Annotated in this window: 18 protein-coding genes; 11 read left to right on the top strand and 7 right to left on the bottom strand. The window is 71.7% G+C overall.

Going from position 1 to position 17,442, the window contains the following annotated elements:
* Nucleotides 1-173 precede the first annotated feature (173 nt).
* The 5 genes from CP978_RS16310 to CP978_RS16290 are packed head-to-tail and all read left to right on the top strand — an operon-like array spanning nucleotide 174 to nucleotide 4,648.
* On the top strand, nucleotides 174-713 hold the full coding sequence (locus CP978_RS16310) for an RNA polymerase sigma factor (RefSeq protein WP_043441614.1): 540 nt from the start codon (nucleotides 174-176) through the stop codon (nucleotides 711-713).
* Entirely contained in the window at nucleotides 710-1,579 is an 870-nt protein-coding gene (locus CP978_RS16305; protein ID WP_043441612.1) for a zf-HC2 domain-containing protein, read from the top strand. The genes CP978_RS16310 and CP978_RS16305 overlap by 4 nt, the downstream gene beginning before the upstream one ends.
* Entirely contained in the window at nucleotides 1,579-2,448 is an 870-nt protein-coding gene (locus CP978_RS16300; protein ID WP_043441609.1) for an ABC transporter ATP-binding protein, read from the top strand. The genes CP978_RS16305 and CP978_RS16300 overlap by 1 nt, the downstream gene beginning before the upstream one ends.
* Nucleotides 2,445-3,995: a hypothetical protein gene (locus CP978_RS16295; RefSeq protein WP_043441607.1), complete on the top strand. Its 1,551-nt coding sequence runs from the start codon at nucleotides 2,445-2,447 to the stop codon at nucleotides 3,993-3,995. Before CP978_RS16300 ends, CP978_RS16295 begins: the two co-directional genes overlap by 4 nt.
* Nucleotides 3,983-4,648: an ABC transporter gene (locus CP978_RS16290; RefSeq protein WP_227745389.1), complete on the top strand. Its 666-nt coding sequence runs from the start codon at nucleotides 3,983-3,985 to the stop codon at nucleotides 4,646-4,648. The genes CP978_RS16295 and CP978_RS16290 overlap by 13 nt, the downstream gene beginning before the upstream one ends.
* A 28-nt stretch (nucleotides 4,649-4,676) precedes the next feature.
* On the opposite strand, the gene mshD is transcribed toward CP978_RS16290, so the two are convergent.
* Nucleotides 4,677-5,615: a mycothiol synthase gene (gene mshD, locus CP978_RS16285; protein WP_043441604.1), complete on the bottom strand. Its 939-nt coding sequence runs from the start codon at nucleotides 5,613-5,615 to the stop codon at nucleotides 4,677-4,679.
* A gap of 196 nt (nucleotides 5,616-5,811) precedes the next feature.
* Here mshD and CP978_RS16280 point away from each other — a divergent pair, with 196 nt between their 5' ends.
* Nucleotides 5,812-7,602, top strand: coding sequence for a bifunctional metallophosphatase/5'-nucleotidase (locus tag CP978_RS16280; RefSeq protein ID WP_043441601.1), 1,791 nt, complete (start codon nucleotides 5,812-5,814; stop codon nucleotides 7,600-7,602).
* 212 nt (nucleotides 7,603-7,814) lie between these two features.
* Here CP978_RS16280 and CP978_RS16275 read toward each other — a convergent pair whose 3' ends face one another.
* From CP978_RS16275 to CP978_RS16250, 6 genes are all read right to left on the bottom strand, one after another.
* Nucleotides 7,815-9,299 (bottom strand): sensor histidine kinase, encoded by a 1,485-nt coding sequence (locus CP978_RS16275; RefSeq protein WP_043441599.1) that lies wholly within the window; start codon nucleotides 9,297-9,299, stop codon nucleotides 7,815-7,817.
* Entirely contained in the window at nucleotides 9,296-10,027 is a 732-nt protein-coding gene (locus CP978_RS16270; protein WP_043441597.1) for a response regulator transcription factor, read from the bottom strand. The genes CP978_RS16275 and CP978_RS16270 overlap by 4 nt, the downstream gene beginning before the upstream one ends.
* A 118-nt stretch (nucleotides 10,028-10,145) precedes the next feature.
* Nucleotides 10,146-10,391: a hypothetical protein gene (locus CP978_RS16265; RefSeq protein WP_043441594.1), complete on the bottom strand. Its 246-nt coding sequence runs from the start codon at nucleotides 10,389-10,391 to the stop codon at nucleotides 10,146-10,148.
* A 36-nt stretch (nucleotides 10,392-10,427) separates the two neighbouring features.
* On the bottom strand, nucleotides 10,428-11,453 hold the full coding sequence (locus tag CP978_RS16260) for a S1C family serine protease (RefSeq protein WP_043441593.1): 1,026 nt from the start codon (nucleotides 11,451-11,453) through the stop codon (nucleotides 10,428-10,430).
* Nucleotides 11,454-11,635: 182 nt separating this feature from the next.
* A complete protein-coding gene (locus CP978_RS16255) occupies nucleotides 11,636-12,658 on the bottom strand; it encodes a LacI family DNA-binding transcriptional regulator (protein ID WP_079162174.1) in 1,023 nt (340 codons plus the stop codon).
* Between the two features lie 73 nt (nucleotides 12,659-12,731).
* Nucleotides 12,732-13,544 (bottom strand): response regulator transcription factor, encoded by an 813-nt coding sequence (locus CP978_RS16250; RefSeq protein WP_043441588.1) that lies wholly within the window; start codon nucleotides 13,542-13,544, stop codon nucleotides 12,732-12,734.
* 249 nt (nucleotides 13,545-13,793) lie between these two features.
* Between CP978_RS16250 and CP978_RS16245 the strand changes: the two genes are divergently transcribed.
* The 5 genes from CP978_RS16245 to CP978_RS36405 all read left to right on the top strand — a co-directional run bounded on the left by CP978_RS16245 (nucleotide 13,794) and on the right by CP978_RS36405 (nucleotide 17,436).
* A complete protein-coding gene (locus CP978_RS16245) occupies nucleotides 13,794-14,669 on the top strand; it encodes an alpha/beta hydrolase (protein WP_052454144.1) in 876 nt (291 codons plus the stop codon).
* A 37-nt stretch (nucleotides 14,670-14,706) separates the two neighbouring features.
* Nucleotides 14,707-14,961, top strand: a complete 255-nt coding sequence (locus CP978_RS16240; protein WP_043441585.1) for a MoaD/ThiS family protein — start codon at nucleotides 14,707-14,709, stop codon at nucleotides 14,959-14,961.
* 8 nt (nucleotides 14,962-14,969) lie between these two features.
* Entirely contained in the window at nucleotides 14,970-16,076 is a 1,107-nt protein-coding gene (locus CP978_RS16235) for a hypothetical protein (RefSeq protein WP_150478233.1), read from the top strand.
* 180 nt (nucleotides 16,077-16,256) lie between these two features.
* The gene (locus CP978_RS16230) at nucleotides 16,257-16,994 is read left to right on the top strand and encodes an LmeA family phospholipid-binding protein (RefSeq protein WP_043441582.1); all 738 of its coding nucleotides are present in this window, start codon (nucleotides 16,257-16,259) and stop codon (nucleotides 16,992-16,994) included.
* Nucleotides 16,995-17,355: 361 nt separating this feature from the next.
* Nucleotides 17,356-17,436: a putative leader peptide gene (locus CP978_RS36405; protein ID WP_355139345.1), complete on the top strand. Its 81-nt coding sequence runs from the start codon at nucleotides 17,356-17,358 to the stop codon at nucleotides 17,434-17,436.
* The last annotated feature ends 6 nt before the right edge of the window (nucleotides 17,437-17,442 follow it).

Genomic DNA, 17,442 nt, shown 5'->3' with positions numbered 1-17,442 from the left:
GAGAGTGCGGGGCGGCGCTACGGAGTGCCAGGCGGCGCCACGGAGCGTGAGGGGGCTCGAAGTGAGCGTGTACCGTCCGGTCCCGTCACCTGCGGGAGCGGCCCGTCCGGTGCCTCGCGGAAATTCTTCTCGGAAGGGCGAACCGATCGCGGGGGCTCGTCCGATGAAGGGGCGTGAGGGAAACGAGAAGTGACGGGGAGCTGCTGCGTGCGGCGGCGGACGGGGACCGTCGGGCCTTCGAGGAGCTGTACCGGCGCTATGCGCCCTGGCTCACGGCACGGCTCCGCGGCAGATGCGCCGACAGAGGAGTCGTGGACGACGTCGTGCAGGAGACGTTCCTGGCGATCTGGCGCGGCACCGCGCGCTACCGCGAGGACGGCGATGTGGCCGGCTGGATCTGGCGCGTGGGTGCCCGCCGGCTGGTGGACACGCTGCGCGGCGACGGCGCACGCGGACGGCTGCGCCAGACGCTGGCGCGACTGCGGCACCGCCCTGAGGTCTCCGCGGAGGAGCGGGTCCTGGCAGGAGTGGAGCACGGCGATCTGGCGGGGGCGCTGACCCGGCTCTCGCCCGAGCTGCGGGCCGTCCTCCAGGCGACGGTGGTCGACGGACTCACGACCAGGGAGGCCGCGGTCCTGCTCGGCATTCCCCCCGGCACGGTCAAGACACGGGCGCAGCGGGCGCGCAAGCGGCTGCGGGAGGAGCTGGCATGAGGGACGACAGACACGACGGCACCGGATGGCACGCGGACGCCGAAGACCTTCGCGCCTATCTCCGCGGCGAGCTGGAGGCGCCCCGGCTGTGGTCCGTGGACACGCACCTGCTGGCGTGCGCGCCCTGCCGTCTGGCCCTCGCCGAGGCCGACGATCCACGCGTGCTGGAGCTGGGCTGGGAGCGGCTGGACGCCGAGCTGGACGCCCCCCGGCCGGGTCTTCTGGAGGCGCTGCTGATGCGGTGCGGCGTCGCCGACCACACCGCGCGGCTGCTGGCCGCGACCCCCGTGCTGCGGGCCTCGTGGCTCGGCGCGGTCCTGCTGGTGGTGGCCATGACGGTGGCGACTGTGTACACGGTGGACTCCCCCGCTCTCTTTCTCGCCCTCGCTCCGCTGCTGCCGCTGGCGGGTGTCGCGCTGTCGTACGGTCCGGCCCTCGACCCGACCTATGAGATGGCGCTCGTCGCCCCGCTGCACGGCTTCCGTCTGCTGATGATCCGCACGGTCGCGGTGCTGGTCGCGAGCCTGGGGCTGAACGGCCTGGCGACCCTGGCCCTGCCCGGGTACGGGCTGCGTGCGCTCGCCTGGCTGCTGCCCGCGCTCGCGCTGACCGCGACCGGGCTGGCGCTGGCCGCACGGCTGGGTCAGGTCCTCGCCCCCGTCCTGGTCGGCGGCGGCTGGATCGCCCTGCTGGTGGTGGCGGCGACGACGGGCCACGGGGAGCTCTCGCCTTTCACGGGAGCGGGCCAGGGCGTGGCGGCGGCGGTCGCCGTGACCGGGGCCCTTCTGCTGCACCGTCTGCGCGACACCTTCGACACCTCGTCGGCCCCGTCCCTCGCCCTCGACTTCGTTCACAGGAGTGCCTGATGACCACCGCCCCCACCGTCTCGGCCTCCGGCCTGACCCTGCGCTACGGCGGCACCCCGGCGCTCGACGATGTCTCCCTCCGTCTCCGGGAGGGTGTCACCGGTCTGCTCGGGCCCAACGGCGCCGGCAAGACGACCCTGCTGAGGGTGCTCGCCACGGCCGTGCCCGCCGACCGCGGCGCCTTCACCGTCCTCGGGCACGACCCGGGCACGGCCGCGGGCCGCCAGGAGGTGCGGCGGCTGCTCGGCTATCTGCCGCAGAACCCCGGTTTCCACCCGGATTTCACGGCGTTCACCTTCGTCGACTATGTGGCGATCCTCAAGGAGCTCACCGACCGGGCGGCCCGCCATCGCGAGGTGCGGCGCGTCCTCGAGGCCGTGGACCTCTCCGATGTGCGGGGCACCCGCATCAAGCGGCTCTCCGGCGGCATGCGCCAGCGCATCGCCCTGGCGGCGGCGCTCATCGGCGACCCGGGCCTGCTGCTGCTCGACGAGCCGACGGTCGGTCTCGATCCCGAACAGCGCATGCGTTTCCGGGAGTTGATCGCCCATGCGGGCGAGGGGCGGACGGTGCTGCTGTCCACCCACCAGACCGAGGACGTGGCGATGCTCTGTCATCGCGTCATCGTCCTGGCCCGCGGCCGGATCCTCTTCGAGGGCACTCCGGCGGAGCTCACCGCACGGGCGGCGGGACGGGTGTGGAGCAGTACGGAGCGGGACCCGGCGGCCCGGGCCAGCTGGCGCACGGGCCTGGGCACCTTCCGCAATGTCGGCGAACCGCCCGAGGGCGCCGACCTTCTCGACCCCACCCTGGAGGACGGCTATCTGCTGGTCCTCGACTCGGAGCCCGCGGAGGTGGCGCCCGTATGAGCACCGTCGTCCAGGAGGCCCCCGTGGTCTCCGCCCCTGTGCGGCCCGGCCGCCGCCGCTCGGCCGCCGCGGTCCTTGCGCTCGCCCGGTTCGAGGCCCGTGAACTCCTCCTGCAGATCCCGGTGTTGGTGTTCTTCACGCTGTACATCGGTTACACGGGCTGGAAGCTGTTCTTCCCCGGGGACGGCATGCTCGACTATCCGGTCCTCCAGGACGTCGACCGTGCCACCCAGTCCGGCTCGATGCTCCTCGGTATCCCCGTTCTCATGGGGGTGAACGCCGCCGCGGTGTGCTCCCGGCGCCACGGCCTGGACCAGCACTTCGACGTCCTGGTCGTCGAGCCCTGGCGGCGTACGGTCGCCCATGTGCTGTCCGCGGTGCCGTTCGCGGCGGTCACCGCGCTGGTGGTCGGCGTCGAGTTCTGTGCCGCGGCGCTCACCCCCGGTGCGGCCGGCCGGGGATCGATGGCCGAACTCGTGGTGGGGCCGCTGGTGGTGCTTCTGTCCGGGGTCGTGGGGGTGCTGATCGCGCGGCTGCTTCCGAGCCCGGTCGGCGGTCCGCTGGTCGTGGTCGTCGGTTTCGCCCTGATGATGTTCGGCCTCGCGGCCGTGGGGGACGGAGAGCACTGGCTGCAGTGGCTGTACCCGGTCGTCACCGAGCAGGGCCTCGATCCGATCCCCTCCGGGATCATGGGCCGCCCGGCCGCTTGGCACGCCCTGTATCTGGTGGGCCTGACCGCACTGCTGCTGTGCCTGGCGGTCCTGCTGAGCGGGGGACGCGCCCGTCTGCTGAAGGCGCTGACGGTGGTCACGCTGGCCGCCACGGCCGCGGGAGTCGCCGGACAGTCCCCGAGCCCGGGTGCCGCCCTGGTCGCCGACCGCGCCAAGCTGAGCGGCACTCCGGCGGAGTTCCAGTCGTGCACGGTGTCCGGCCGCTCGACGTACTGCTCCTTCCCGGAGTGGAACGGCTGGCGGAAGCAGTGGGCACAGGTCGTCGACCGGGTCCAGGGCCTCGCGGGCGGCGGTGCCGGAGGGGCGGGGCTGACGATCCGGCAGCGGATACCGGTCGTCTACGACCTGGGCGGCGACTCCGCCATCGATCCCCTGGACACACCGGGCGAGGTCACGGTCGGCACACGCTGGGGCGGCAACCGGGTCCCCGAGTTCGCCGTCGGGGTCGCCGCGGTCCTGGTCGCCGGTGACGAGCAGGCGGCCGGCGGACTGTGCGACGCGCGGATGGTGACCGTGATGTGGCTGGCGATGGCCGCGCAGGACGACCCGATGACGGCCTTCCGCAACGTCCGGCTGAGCGACAGCCTCGAGGGCTCCGCCACCGTCCTGGCGCCCACGAATCCGCTCATCATGAGTGCCGAACAGACCCGGATCGTCCGGGAACTGCTGGAACGTCCGCGGTACGGCGTCACGGCCCGCGTCAAGGCTCACTGGACGGAGCTGACGTCCCCGAAGACCACGCAGGCGAGGGTCGCGGAGCTGCTCGGGGTGCCGGCGGCGCGCGGGGCCGGGCTGGAGGAACCGTGCGCGGGATAGGCGGCGGTCACCTCGGGATCCGCGAGCTGGCGCCTCCGGTGTGGCGGGGCCTTCCCCGGTGGGCCCTGGGCGCCGCCTGCGGGCTGGGTCCTGTCCTCGTCGGACTCGCCCGGCTGATCCCCGGCGGACTCGACGGAGCACTCGCCCTGGTGCTGATGCGGTGCGCCGCGCTCGTGCCGGCCCTGGGCCTGGCGTGTGTGCTGGACGATCCGGCCCGGCACTCCACCGCGACCGTCCCGACCCGGCGGTCGGTGCGGAGCGCACTGCGGATGGCACAGGCGGTGCCGCTCGCCGCACTGAGCTGGACGGCCGCCCTGCTCCTGGTGCCCGGGGACATACGGCCCCCGGCCGGTGACCTCGCCCTGGAGGCGGCGGCGCTCACGGCCCTGGCGCTCGCCGGTGCGGCGGCGGCCGTGCGGTTCACCGAGGCGCCGCAGCCGGGACCGGGCGTGGCGGTACTGCTGCTGATGGGCACGGCGCTCGCGCTGCTGCTGCCCGAGCGATGGTGCCTGTTCGCCCGGCTGGGCAGCACCCAGTGGGCGGAGGCCCATCAGCGGTGGGCGGTACTGCTGCTGCTCACCGTGCCCGTGGTCGCGCTGCTCCTGCCGGAACCGATACGCCGGATGAGGCTGCCGGACGTCGCCCACCGCTGAGGGCACCCACGGCCTCGGCGGCCGTCGCTCAGGTCTCCGTCCGGTACATCAGATCCGTCTCATGGGTGAGGAAGCCCAGCCGCTCATAGACGGCGAGCGCCGCCTTGTTGTCCGCGTCCACATACAGCATGGCGGTCGGGAGGCCCTGGGCGGCGAGGTGGCGCAGACCGATCGTGGTGAGGGCACGGCCGAGGCCCCCGCCCTGGGATCCGGGGCGGACGCCGAGGACGTACACCTCGCCGAGCTGCTCCTCCGCGTGGACCTTGGTCCAGTGGAAGCCGACGAGTTCGGTGCCCCGGGCGTTCTCGCGCTCCGCGAGAAAGAAGCCCTCCGGGTCGAACCACGCCTCGGCCTTGCGGTCGTCGAGATCGCGCTGGCTGAGGGAGCCCTGCTCGGGGTGGTGGGCGAAGGCCGCCGCATTGACGGCGAGCCAGGCCTCGTCGTCCCGGCCGGAGACGAAGGGGCGCACGGTGACGCCCTCGGGCAGCTTCGGCTCGGGCAGGTCGAGACCGGTCAACGGGCGGCGCAGCTGGCGCAGTTCGCGGAAGAGGGTGAGTCCGAGGACCTGGGCCAGATGCCGGGCCGCGGAGTGGCCGCCGTGCGCCCACACCCGCAGTCGCTTGCCGGAGGCGGCGAGCAGGGCGGAGCCGAGCGCCCGGCCGTGGCCATGGCCACGGTGGGCGGGGTGCACGACCAGCTCGGCGGCCGGGGCCTCCACCGGATCGGTGTCCTCCAGCTGGGCGTATCCGACGAGCATGTCGCCGACCGTCAGCAGAAGATGGGACACGCCTTCTCGTCGCCCGCCGCGCAGCTGCAGCCGCCCCTGTTCGGACACGGCCTGCTGTCCGTCGACGCGGGCGGCCTCCGCGAGCAGCGCGAGCACGGCCTCGGCCTGCTCGGGAGAGAGCTCCAGGACGGTGTCGATGGAGCGGGGCGATGCCGGGCGGGCGGTGTCGTCGCTGGTCATGAGTACGAGGGTAAAGGGCGCACACCGGAAAGGGGAGGCAAAGGCAATCTGCTCGTAACCCGGAAACCCCTGTTTTGCTACGCGCGTTGACTCTATCCTGCGCAGGGCCTTTGCAGCGCAATTTCGGACAGCTCACACGGGCGGCCCGGCCCTGCATCCCGGGCTACCCACATACACACTTCACACAGGAGGGCTCATGCCTCCCTCATCCCGTCGTAGACGACGGCTCCACCGCGTTCTCGGGGTCGGAGCGGGTCTGGCCACCGTCGGTGCCCTGGTGGCGGCGCTGCCGGCCATGGCCAACGGCAACGGGCCGAAGAACGACAAGCGTTACCAGGACGTGCAGCTGCTGTCCTTCAACGATCTGCACGGCAACCTGGAGCCGCCGGCCGGTTCCTCGGGCCGGGTCACCGAGGTGCAGAAGGACGGCACCGTCAAGACCATCGACGCGGGCGGTGTCGAGTACCTCGCCACGCACCTGCGGAAGGCCCGCAAGGGCCACGACTTCTCCGTCACGGCCGCGGCCGGTGACATGGTCGGCGCCTCGCCGCTGCTCTCCGGGCTCTTCCACGACGAGCCGACCATCGAGGCGCTCAACGCTCTGAACCTGGACGTCACCAGCGTCGGCAACCACGAGTTCGACGAGGGCGCCAAGGAACTGGCCCGTCTGCGGAAGGGCGGCTGCCACCCGCAGGACGGCTGTTACACCAAGGGCAAGGACAAGTTCCGCGGAGCGGACTTCCCCTACCTGACCGCCAATGTGACGGACGAGAAGAGTGGCAAGCCGCTCCTCGACCCGTACTTCATCTGGCACAAGAAGGACGTCAAGATCGGCTTCATCGGTGTGACGCTCAAGGGCACGCCGAACATCGTCACCGCGGAGGGCGTCAAGGGCCTGAAGTTCGGCGACGAGGTCGAGACGATCAACAAGTACGCCAAGGAGCTCCAGAAGAAGGGCGTCCAGTCGATCGTCGCCCTGATCCACGAGGGCGGCGTGCCCGTGTCGGGCGACTACAACTACAACTGCGACAGCCCGGGCCCGGGCGACGGCATCTCCGGCCCGATCGTCGACATCGCCAAGCGTGTCTCCCCGGCGGTGGACGCGCTGGTCACCGGCCACACCCACCAGGCGTACGTCTGCACGATCAAAGACCCGGCGGGCCAGCCCCGCATGGTGACCTCGGCGTCCTCGTTCGGCCGGCTGTACACCGACACCACGCTGACGTACGACCGGAAGACCGGCGACATCGCCCGTACCGCGGTCGCCTCCGCGAACCACGTGGTCACCCGTGACGTCGCCAAGGCGGCCGACATCACCGCCCTGATCAACAAGTGGAACGTGATCGCGGCTCCCATCGCGTCGCGGCCCATCGGCTACATCGCCGGTGAGATCGGTGTCGAGGGCACCGAGTCCCCGCTCGGCGACCTGATCGCCGACGCGCAGCTCGCTCACGCCAAGTCGCTCGACCCCACGACCGAGCTCGCCCTGATGAACCCGGGCGGCATCCGCGCCCCGCTCACCTACCCCGCGAGCGGTGCCGAGGGAGACGGTGTCGTGACGTACGGGGAGGCGTTCACGGTCCAGCCGTTCGCCAACACCGTGAACCTGGTCAGCCTGACCGGTGCCCAGGTGATCACCGCGCTGCAGCAGCAGGTCAGCGGTGCGAACGAGGCCGCGCCGAAGATCCTGCAGATCTCCGAGGGCCTGACCTACACGCTGGACCTGACCAAGTCGGGTGCCGCGCGTGTGGCCGTGGACTCGATCAAGCTGAACGGCAAGCCGATCGACCCGGCGGCCACCTACCGTGTCGCGATGAACTCCTTCCTCGCGGGCGGCGGCGACGGCTTCACCGAGCTCGGCAACGGCAAGAACATGCTGATCGGCTCGGACGACCTGGCGGCGCTCGAGGCGTACCTGAAGGGCAACTCCTCGGCCACGGCGCCGTACGCGGTCCCGAAGGCGGACCGGATCACGATCGTCAAGTGATCGTCGGCCCGTCCCCGTCCGATGACGTTCCCCGGACGCTCCTCGCGTCCGCCGGCGTCCGTCGGCGGGGACGGGCCGCGCCGTTTCCGCCCCGAGGAGAGCGCCTCCGGCGCCGGCCAGCCCGGCACGATCCGGAGATCAGGGGCCGCCGAAGCGGCCTTCGCCCCTAGCCGCCGGGGGCCGGGCCGAACCCGCGGAGCGCCGGCCGCGGCTCAGGAAAGTCCGCCCGGCACCGTCTCCGGTGGCGTGTCCGGCGGGGGGACGGGCGCCCCGGGCAGTCGTACGGTCGCCAGCGTGCCACCGCCGTCCGCGCGGGTCAGGGACACCTCACCGCCGGCCCCCTGGACCGTGCGGGCCACGATCGACAGTCCGAGACCCGAGCCGGGCAGTGCCCTGGCGCTCGGGGAGCGCCAGAAGCGGTCGAAGACATGCGGAAGTTCCTCGGCCGCGATGCCGGGGCCGTGGTCGCGGACCGTCAGGACACCGTCCGCCAGGGCGACCTCGACCGTGCCGCCCTCGGGGCTGAACTTCACCGCGTTGTCCAGGATGTTCACCATCGCCCGCTCCAGCGTGGCCGGCTCCGCCCGGACGTACCAGGGCTTGAGATCCGCCGTGATCGTCAGCTCCGGGCCGCGCAGCCGGACCCTTCGCAGCGCCTCCTCGACGATGTCCTGCCACTCCAGCACCTGGGTCCGCTCCGCGTGCTGACCCTGCTCCGGCCGTGACAGTTCCTGCAGATCGCCGATGAGCGCGGCCAGTTCGGACATCTGGGCCTTCACCGAGACCAGCAGTGCCGCGCGGTCCGCCGGGGGCAGGGGGCGGCCCGTCTCCTCGCTGCGGGTGAGGAGCTCGATGTTGGTGCGCAGCGAGGTCAGGGGCGTACGCAGCTCGTGGCCGGCGTCCGCGATCAGCTGCTGCTGGAGTTCACGGGAGCTGGCCAGGGCCGAGGTCATCGAGTTGAAGGAGCGGGACAGCCGGGCGATCTCGTCCTCGCTGTGCCGGTCCACCGGAATGTGGGTGGTCAGGTCCTCGGTTCTGGCGATGTGCTCGACGGCCTCGGTGAGCTTGTCGACGGGGCGCAGTCCCGCGCGGGCCACGGCCAGGCCGACCGCACCGGCGCCGATCACTCCCACGCCGGAGACGACCAGCAGCAGCAGGGCCAGGTCCTTGAGGGTGCTCTGGGTGCTCTTGAGCGGCACCGCCACCAGGAGCGCGGTGTCCGGGTACAGCCGGGGCTGGCCGATGCTGCCGGTGGTGACCACCAGGGGCACGGTCAGCACCCGTACGTCGTTGCCCTTGGTGTCCGTGCCGTTGCGGAGGATCCCCTTGCCGCTGGCCGCGCTCCGGATCACGTCCTTGTCGGCGTCGGAGATCTTGACCATGCCCATGGACTGCGCGGAGAGGCAGCTGGCGCCGTCCGCCTTGACCAGCTGGAGGTAGTAGTTCTCGCGGACCCGGAAGTCACCGGCGTCCGACTCGGGGGACTGGGGACAGCTGGCCAGGGTGCCCAGCACCTTGGAGTACTCCTGCGGCCTGGCCGCCGACTTCTGAAGATCGTTGTCCACCTGCTCGTACAGCTTGCCCTGGACGACGAACCAGCAGCTCATCGACACCGCGGCCACCCCGAAGGCCACCGCCGCCGCCACCAGCAGGGCCAGCCGGGAGCGGAGCGGGAGGGAACGGAACCGTCGGATCACTCGGCGCCGCCCTGCCGCAGGACATAGCCCACCCCGCGGACCGTGTGCACCAGTCGCGGCTCGCCGCCCGCCTCGGTCTTACGGCGCAGATACATCACATAGACGTCCAGGGAGTTCGACGACGGCTCGAAGTCGAAGCCCCACACCGCCTTCAGGATCTGCTCACGGGTCAGCACCTGGCGCGGATGGGCCATGAACATCTCCAGGAGCGTGAACTCGGTGCGGGTCAGCTCCACCGGCCGCCCGCCCCGGGTGACCTCGCGGGTCGCCAGGTCCATCCGGAGGTCGGCGAAGGTCAGTGCCTCGTTCTCGGAGGCGCCGACCGCCGCGGCCGCGTACGAGCTGCGGCGCAGCAGGGCGCGGATACGGGCGAACAGCTCGTCCAGTTCGAACGGCTTGACCAGGTAGTCGTCGGCTCCGGCGTCGAGGCCGGTGACACGGTCGCCGACCGTGTCACGGGCCGTGAGCATCAGGATGGGCGTGGTACTGCCCGCGCCGCGCATCCGGCGTGCCGCGGTCAGACCGTCCATGCGCGGCATCTGGATGTCCAGGACGACCAGGTCCGGCTGATATGCGGTCGCCTTCTCCAGCGCGTCCGCGCCGTCCATGGCGACCTCGGTGGCATAGCCCTCGAAGGCGAGGCTGCGCTGGAGTGCTTCGCGCACGGCCGGCTCGTCGTCGACGATCAGGATGCGCTGGGATTCACGGTCGCCTTCGGCGGGGCTCATGGATGTGGAGTTCCTCAAGGTGCGATCGGTCGGGGCTGGACACTTTCAGCCTCGCACGTTTCCCTGCTCGGACGGCAAGGAGCGACTCGGGACCGCTGGGGACCGTACGGCGTACGGGTCAGCCCAGTACGGCGGTCAGGCGGTTCAGCGGGACCTTGCGGCGGTGGGTGCGGGCGGCGCTGGTGCGCAGGCCCATCAGCTGCGGGACCGCCACCTCCGCCACCCGGGTCTCGGGGGCCGAGAGCTCGTCCGTCTCGAGCGTGCGGGAGACGGGCGCGTGCAGTTCGTACGCCACGGCGAGGGCCAGGGAGACCCGGGCCGGGCCGACGGGAGCGGTCGCCTCGTGGAGAACCTGCTTGATCATGTCGTACTCCTTACCCAACGCCCGGCGGGTGCGCGTTCAGCTCTGGGAGCCGGAGCGCAGCGTCGCCAGGTCGGCCTTCACGGTGTTGATCGGGATGGCGAAGCCCAGGCCGACACTGCCCGCACTCGACGATGTCGAGTCCGAACCGGCCGAGTACATCGCCGAGTTGACGCCGATGATGTTGCCGTTCATATCGATCAGGGCGCCGCCGGAGTTGCCCGGGTTCAGGGACGCGTCCGTCTGGATCGCCTTGTAGGTCGTGGTGGAGTTGCCGGTGTCGCCGTTGAACTGGCGGCCACCGAACTCGAAGGGCCACCGGCCGTCGCCCTGGCTCGGTGCCTGGCCCTCGTCGGTCGAGACGGTGACGTCCCGGTCGAGGGCGGAGACGATGCCGCTGGTGACGGTGCCGGACAGGCCCTCGGGGGAGCCGATCGCGACGACCTGGTCACCGACCTGGAGCCCGTCGGAGTCGCCGAGCGTGGCGGCCTTCAGACCGGAGGCCCCCCGCACCTTGATCAGCGCCAGGTCCTTCCTGCTGTCGGTGCCGACCACCTGTGCGGTGTAGGAGGCGCCGCTGCTGGTCGTGACCTTGATGGTGGAGGCGCCGGAGACCACGTGGTTGTTGGTGATGATCTCGCCGGCGTCGGTGACGATCACTCCGGAGCCGGTGGACCTGCCGTCGGCCGAGGTGGCGCTGATCTCCACGATGCTCGGGCTGACCGCCGCGGCCACCCCGGCCACCGTGCCCCGCTTGCCCGTGGGCACCACGGCGGCACTGGTGGAGCTGGAGGTGACCGTGTTCTTGCCGGTCAGCTCCTGGATGCCGTAGGCGGTGCCGCCGCCTATCGCCGCGGCGACGATCGCCACGGCGGCGAGGAGGGCGAGCGGACCCCTGGCGCGCTTCTCCGGTGTGGCCACCGGCTGGGCCGGCGCGTACGAGGGAGGGGGCGGCCAGGTGGGGTTCACGGAAGACGAGACGTACTGCTGGTCGGGGTGCGGGAACTGCTGCCCGGCCCCCTGGGGGTACTCGTTCTCGCCGCTGCTGCGGAAGCTCTCGGTCATGTAAGAGAGAATGTCCCGCGATCATGAGAACCGGCTGAATCACCCCTGAGAAGCCCGACAGAACCGCGTATGTCCGATGTAAAGGCGGCTCGGCCGCGCGGAACCCGAGGTCCTGCGGACCCTGGGGACGCCGTGGTGACACGCGACGCTCGTGACCCGTCGGCGGGTCACGGGAGGACGCCCTAGTCGCATCCGCAGGAGCGCCGTACCACCAGCCGCGACGGAAACAGCTTCAGCCGCTCCCTGCGCGACCCCGCGACCCGCAGCCCGTCGTCCAGCACCAGGTCGACGGCCGCGCGGGCCATCCCGGACCGGTCCGAGGCGACGGTCGTCATCGGCGGGTCCGTGAGGGCCGCCTCCTTGACGTCGTCGAAGCCGGCCACGGCCAGCTCCTCGGGGACGTCGATGCGCAGCTCCCGCGCCGCCCGCAGCACACCGATCGCCTGGTCGTCGGTGGAGCAGAAGATGGCCGGGGGACGGTTCGGTCCGGACAGCAGTTCGAGGCTCACCCGGTAGGCGTCATAGCGGTTGTAGGGCGCCTGGAAGAGCCGGCCCTCGGTGGGGATCCCGGCCTCCTGCATGGCGCGCTGCCAGCCCTCGACATGGTCGGAGACCGGGTCGCCGACCGCCGGGGTCTCCGCGGTGCCGCCCATGCAGGCGACATAGGGGTGGCCGTGCTCCAGGAGGTGGCGGACGGCGAGCTGGGCGCCCCCGAGGTCATCCGTGACCACCGCGACGTCGTCGATCGCCTCGGGCCGCTCGTGCAGCAGCACCACCCGGGCGTCCCATGCCTCGATCTCGGCGGCGGCGTGGTCGCTGAGCGCATGGCTGACCAGGATCAGCCCGGAGACGCGCATGCCGAGGAAGGCCCGCAGATAGTGGACCTCGCGCTCGGCCACATAGTCGGAGTTGCCGACCAGCACCATCTTTCCGCGCTCGGCGGCGGCCTGCTCCACGGCGTGCGCCATCTCCCCGAAGAAGGGCTGGCGGGCATCGGGCACGATCATGCCTATGAGGTCCGTGCGCCGCGACGCCATGGCCTGGGCGACCCGGTCGGGCCGGTACCCCAGTTCCTTGATCGCGGCGAGGACCCGCTCTCGCGTGGCCGGTGCCACCGGCCGGGGTCCGTTGTTGATGACATAGCTCACGACGGCGGTGGACGTCCCCGCCAGTCGTGCCACATCGTCCCGAGTCACCTTGGCCACGCGCGGAGTCTACGCGGATGGACCGGCTCTGGGCAGGGAATACGCCGATTCCGGGGCCCGGCGACAGTGACTTCTAGGCCTCGGCCGCGACCTCGGTCGCCGAGCGCGGTGACGTCTCGTCCGATTCCTCCGTTTTCGGGTGGCTCGATTCGGTCTTCGTCGTCTCCTCCCGGCCGGCGCCGCCCGACCGGGAGCCGCCCGTACCTGAGCGGTCCGGCTTCTCGGGGGTCACAAAGCGGTAGCCCACGTTGCGGACCGTGCCGATCAGCGACTCGTGCTCGGGGCCGAGCTTGGCGCGCAGCCGCCGTACATGCACATCGACCGTGCGGGTGCCGCCGAAGTAGTCGTAGCCCCAGACCTCCTGGAGGAGCTGGGCGCGGGTGAAGACGCGGCCCGGGTGCTGCGCGAGGTACTTCAGCAGCTCGAACTCCTTGAAGGTCAGATCGAGGACGCGGCCCTTGAGCTTGGCGCTGTAGGTCGCCTCGTCCACGGACAGGTCGCCGGTGCGGATCTCCATGGGGGAGTCGTCCGTGATCTGTCGGCGGCCCAGGGCCAGCCGCAGCCGGGCCTCCACCTCGGCGGGTCCCGCGGTGTCCAGCAGGACGTCGTCGATGCCCCAGTCGGCGGTGACGGCCGCGAGTCCGCCCTCGGTGACGATCAGGAGCAGGGGACAGCCGGGTCCCGTGGACCGCAGCAGCTGGCACAGGCTGCGCACCTGGGGGAGATCGCGCCGCCCGTCGACCAGGACGGCGTCGGCGCTCGGGATGTCGATGAGGGCGGGGCCCTCCGCCGGGGCCACCCGCACCTGGTGCAGGAGCAGGCCGAGGGCGGGGAGCACCTGGGCCGACGGCTCGAGGGCGTTGGTGAGGAGCAGCAGAGAACTCATCGCATCCCTCCCCGGGCCTCCAGGCCGTGTCCGAGCCGGGGGGATCCCCCTGCCCGAGCCGTCTTCTGTCCGTGCGCGGTTCGCTCACCCATGACGTCTGGTTCCTCCTCGGTCCCTGCGATGGGGGCACCTCCCGTGTCCCGGTGTCCCGTACCTGAGCGGTCTCCCGCCTCGGCGCGGCACCTCCGAAAGCACAAAAGGACCCGGGGGCTGCGCTGCCCGAGTCCTCTGCCCAGCAGAATAGCCCACATGAGTAACGGTCCGGCAGGTCATATCGGACGATTCGCCGTTCGTCCGCGTCCCGGGGCGTACCACCGCGGCCGTCTGCGGACGTTTCTGCGCACGGCCGACGGGGTGCGGATCGACGCCGCCCACGACCCGGGGGCCGCCGTGGCGCACGGCACCGGAGGCGTTGCCTCCGACGCCCCGGGGGACCTTGCGATCGTCGTCGCGCACGGCTTCACGGGCGATCTGGAGCGGCCCCATGTCCGCCGGGCGGCGGACGTCCTGGCCCGCTACGGTGCGGTGGTCACCTTCTCCTTCCGGGGCCACGGGGCGTCGGGCGGCAGATCGACGGTCGGCGACCGCGAGGTGCTCGACCTGGCGGCCGCGGTGCGGTGGGCGCGCGAGCTGGGTCATACGCGGGTGGTCACGGTCGGCTTCTCGATGGGCGGATCGGTGGTGCTGCGGCATGCGGCACGGCACGAGGAGGGCGCCGGCACCGACGCGGTGGTGGCCGTCAGCGCCCCCGCCCGGTGGTTCTACCGGGGCACCGCCCCCATGCGGCGGCTGCACTGGCTGGTGCTGCGGCCCGAGGGACGTCTGGTGGGCCGCTACGGGATGCGCACCCGGATCGACCACCGCGTCTGGGACCCGGTACCCGCCTCGCCCGTGGAGTCGGTGCCCCTGATCGCGCCGACGCCCCTGCTGATCGTGCACGGGGACCAGGACAGCTATTTCCCCCTCGACCACCCCCGGATGCTGGCCGAGGCCGCCGCCGGCCACGCCGAACTGTGGCTGGAGCCGGGCATGGGTCATGCCGAGCACGCCAGCGACGACGCGCTGCTGGCCCGGATCGGCGGATGGGCGGCCTCGCGCGCGGGCAGGCGCCCGGCGAGGCACTAGCCTGACCGTGTTCACCACAACCGAGTTGAGGAAGCAGATGGCAAAGGGCACGGTGCGTTACTGGGCCGCCGCCAAGGCCGCGGCCGGCACCGACGAGGAGCCGTACGACGCGACCACGCTGGCGGAGGCCCTGGACGCCGCCCGCGGTCGACACCCCGGCGAACTCGTCCGCGTCCTGCGGCGATGCTCCTTCCTCGTGGACGGTGATCCCGTCGGGACCCGTGCGCATGAGACGGTACGGCTGGCCGAGGGCGGCACGGTCGAGGTGCTCCCGCCGTTCGCAGGAGGATGAGCGAAGCGATGAGCAACCAGCCGTACGAGGGCTACGACGCGGGGTACGACCCCTACCGGCAGCAGGGCCGGCCGCAGCAGTCGGGGCCCCAGCAGGGGTGGTACGACCCGAACGCCCACGGCCCGCAGGCCGGTCGTCCGCAGCCGCACCCCCAGCAGCAGCCTTATGCGCAGCGCCGGGAGGGGCAGCCCCACGAGCCCGGGCAGCCGATGCCGCCGCGGACGCCGGGGTACGGGCCGCAGCACGGCTGGGCGGCGGCCGGCGCCGACGGCCTCGGCCACCCCGCCCACACCGCGGCCCCGGAGGCCGGTGCCACCCGGACGGCGGCACCCGAGGCGCCCCCGGTCGACCTCTCCGCCCTGCCCGCCAACCAGCGCGCCCGGCTGGAGGGACGCTCGCCGATCATCGAACCCGGGCTGCAGCCCGCGGTCCTCACCGCGGTCCTCGGGGCGCTGCTCGCGGGGGCCGCGGCCCTCGGGACGTACGCCCTGGTGGTACCGCTGGTGATCCTCCAGGGGGTGACGGCCGCCGGATGGTTCCGGCTGAACGGCATGTGGCCCGCCCGGCAGGGCATCGCACTGGCGTTCCTGGGTGCGGTCACCGCGGACATCGCGCTGCTGGTGGCCGGCCGCGAGAACGCGCCCGCCGCCATCCTCGGCACCCTCGGCGTCTGGGTCCTGCTGGCCCTGGTGCTGCAACTGCGCTCGCACGCCGATCCGGACACCCGGATGCAGGGGCTGATGGCGACCGTCGCCTCCTCGGCCCTGTCGATCGTCGCCACCGGCTATCTCGCCGCCGTGCCGGACGCCGTCACGGTGGGCGCCGTCGCGGTCGCCGTGACGGTCCTGGCGCGGGCGCTGCCGCTGCCGACGGCGGTCTCCGTGGTGGTGGCCCTGCTGGCCGCGGCGGGCGCGGGCATCGCGATGGGCGGCCCCACGGGCCTGGGCACCTCCGGAGCCTTCCTCGGACTGGCCGCGGGCGTCTGCGCCCTGATCGGGCACCGGGTCGCCTCCTACGACTATCCGTCCCGCTTCGTCCACTTCACGGCGGGGGTGGCCTTGCCCCTGACGGCGGCGGCGCCGGTGCTCTATCTGCTGGGACGTGCCCTCGGCTAGTGCTGTGACCGGCAAACCTTCCCGGTCACAGCACTAGGCGCATGTCACAACTGATCGACAATCCTGCTGCGGCAAGGATCCACGGGGTTACAGTCGCGGCGGCAGGCGGCCGGGCTGCACCCTTTCACAGCAGGTCAGCGACTGCCGTCGTCGACCGTCGAGGTGGGGGAAACACCGAGCATGCGCGCACTGCGAATACTTCTGATCGTCGCCGTGATCCTGGGGGGCCTCTTCGTGCTGGTGGACCGCGTGGCGGTGCACTTCGCGGAGAGTGAGGCGGCCGGCAGGCTGAAGACCTCCGAGAACCTGGCCCGGACGCCGGACGTGTCCATCAAGGGCTTCCCCTTCCTCACCCAGGTGGCCGGCGGCGAGCTGGACGACATCGAGGTCGGCATCAAGGACTACGAGGCGCCGACCGGCAAGGGCGACGAGAAGATCCGCATCGACGATCTGAACGCGGACATGAAGGGCGTGAAGTTCTCCGGGAACTACCGCTCCGCCACCGCGTCCACCGCCACCGGCACCGCGCTCATCACCTACGCCGAGCTGCTCAAGACCGCCAACTCCGAGACCACCCAGGTGGCCCCCGGTATCACCGCCCGGGTCATCGGTCTCTCGGACGGCGGCAACGGCAAGATCAAGGTCGCGGTCGAGGTCGAGACGGCCGGCATCAAGGTGCCGACCCCGATCCATGTGCTCAGCTCGGTGACCGTCCAGGGGGACAGCGTGAAGGTGAACGCGGACACCCTGCCCACGTTCGGCCCCGCCGAGCTCGCCGAGGGCCGGATCCGGTCGATCACGGACTTCCAGCAGAAGCTGGACCGGCTCCCCGGTGGCATCCGGCTCGACAAGGTCGAGGCGGCGAAGGACGGGGTGGAGATCACGGTGAAGGGATCGGACGTCAGGCTCGTGGGCTGAGGATCCGTCCTTTCCCCGAACTCGCTTTCCCCGGACTCTCCTGAGCGCTCGGGCTTCCCTCGGACTCGCTTTCCGTGGGCCGGCCCGGGCGCTTCGGCTTTCTCCGGACTCGCCGGACCGGGAATCCTGTGCGAGCGGGCTTACCTACGGCGGGTACGGGTACCTGTGCGTGGTGCGGTGGACGAGTGTCCGAAGAGCGAGACGCCCTTGTCCGTACCGCAGATGGAACGGCGGAAACGGACGCCCGCCCGCCGTTCCGCGGCCGTCCCGGGGCTCTTGTCGTCCCGCATCGTGGACGATCGCATCTCACCATGCGACACCCCGGTGACATGTGCACCGGTCCGTCCCTACGATCGACCCCATGCAGCGACAGGCGGATCTCACGAAGCGGCGGGCAGTAGACCTGTGCCGCGTCGCCGCCATGCTCTGTCGCACGTCCTGAGCGGGA

Source organism: Streptomyces nodosus (assembly GCF_008704995.1).
Lineage (GTDB): Bacteria > Actinomycetota > Actinomycetes > Streptomycetales > Streptomycetaceae > Streptomyces > Streptomyces nodosus.
This window is presented reverse-complemented; position numbering and strand designations above follow the sequence as displayed.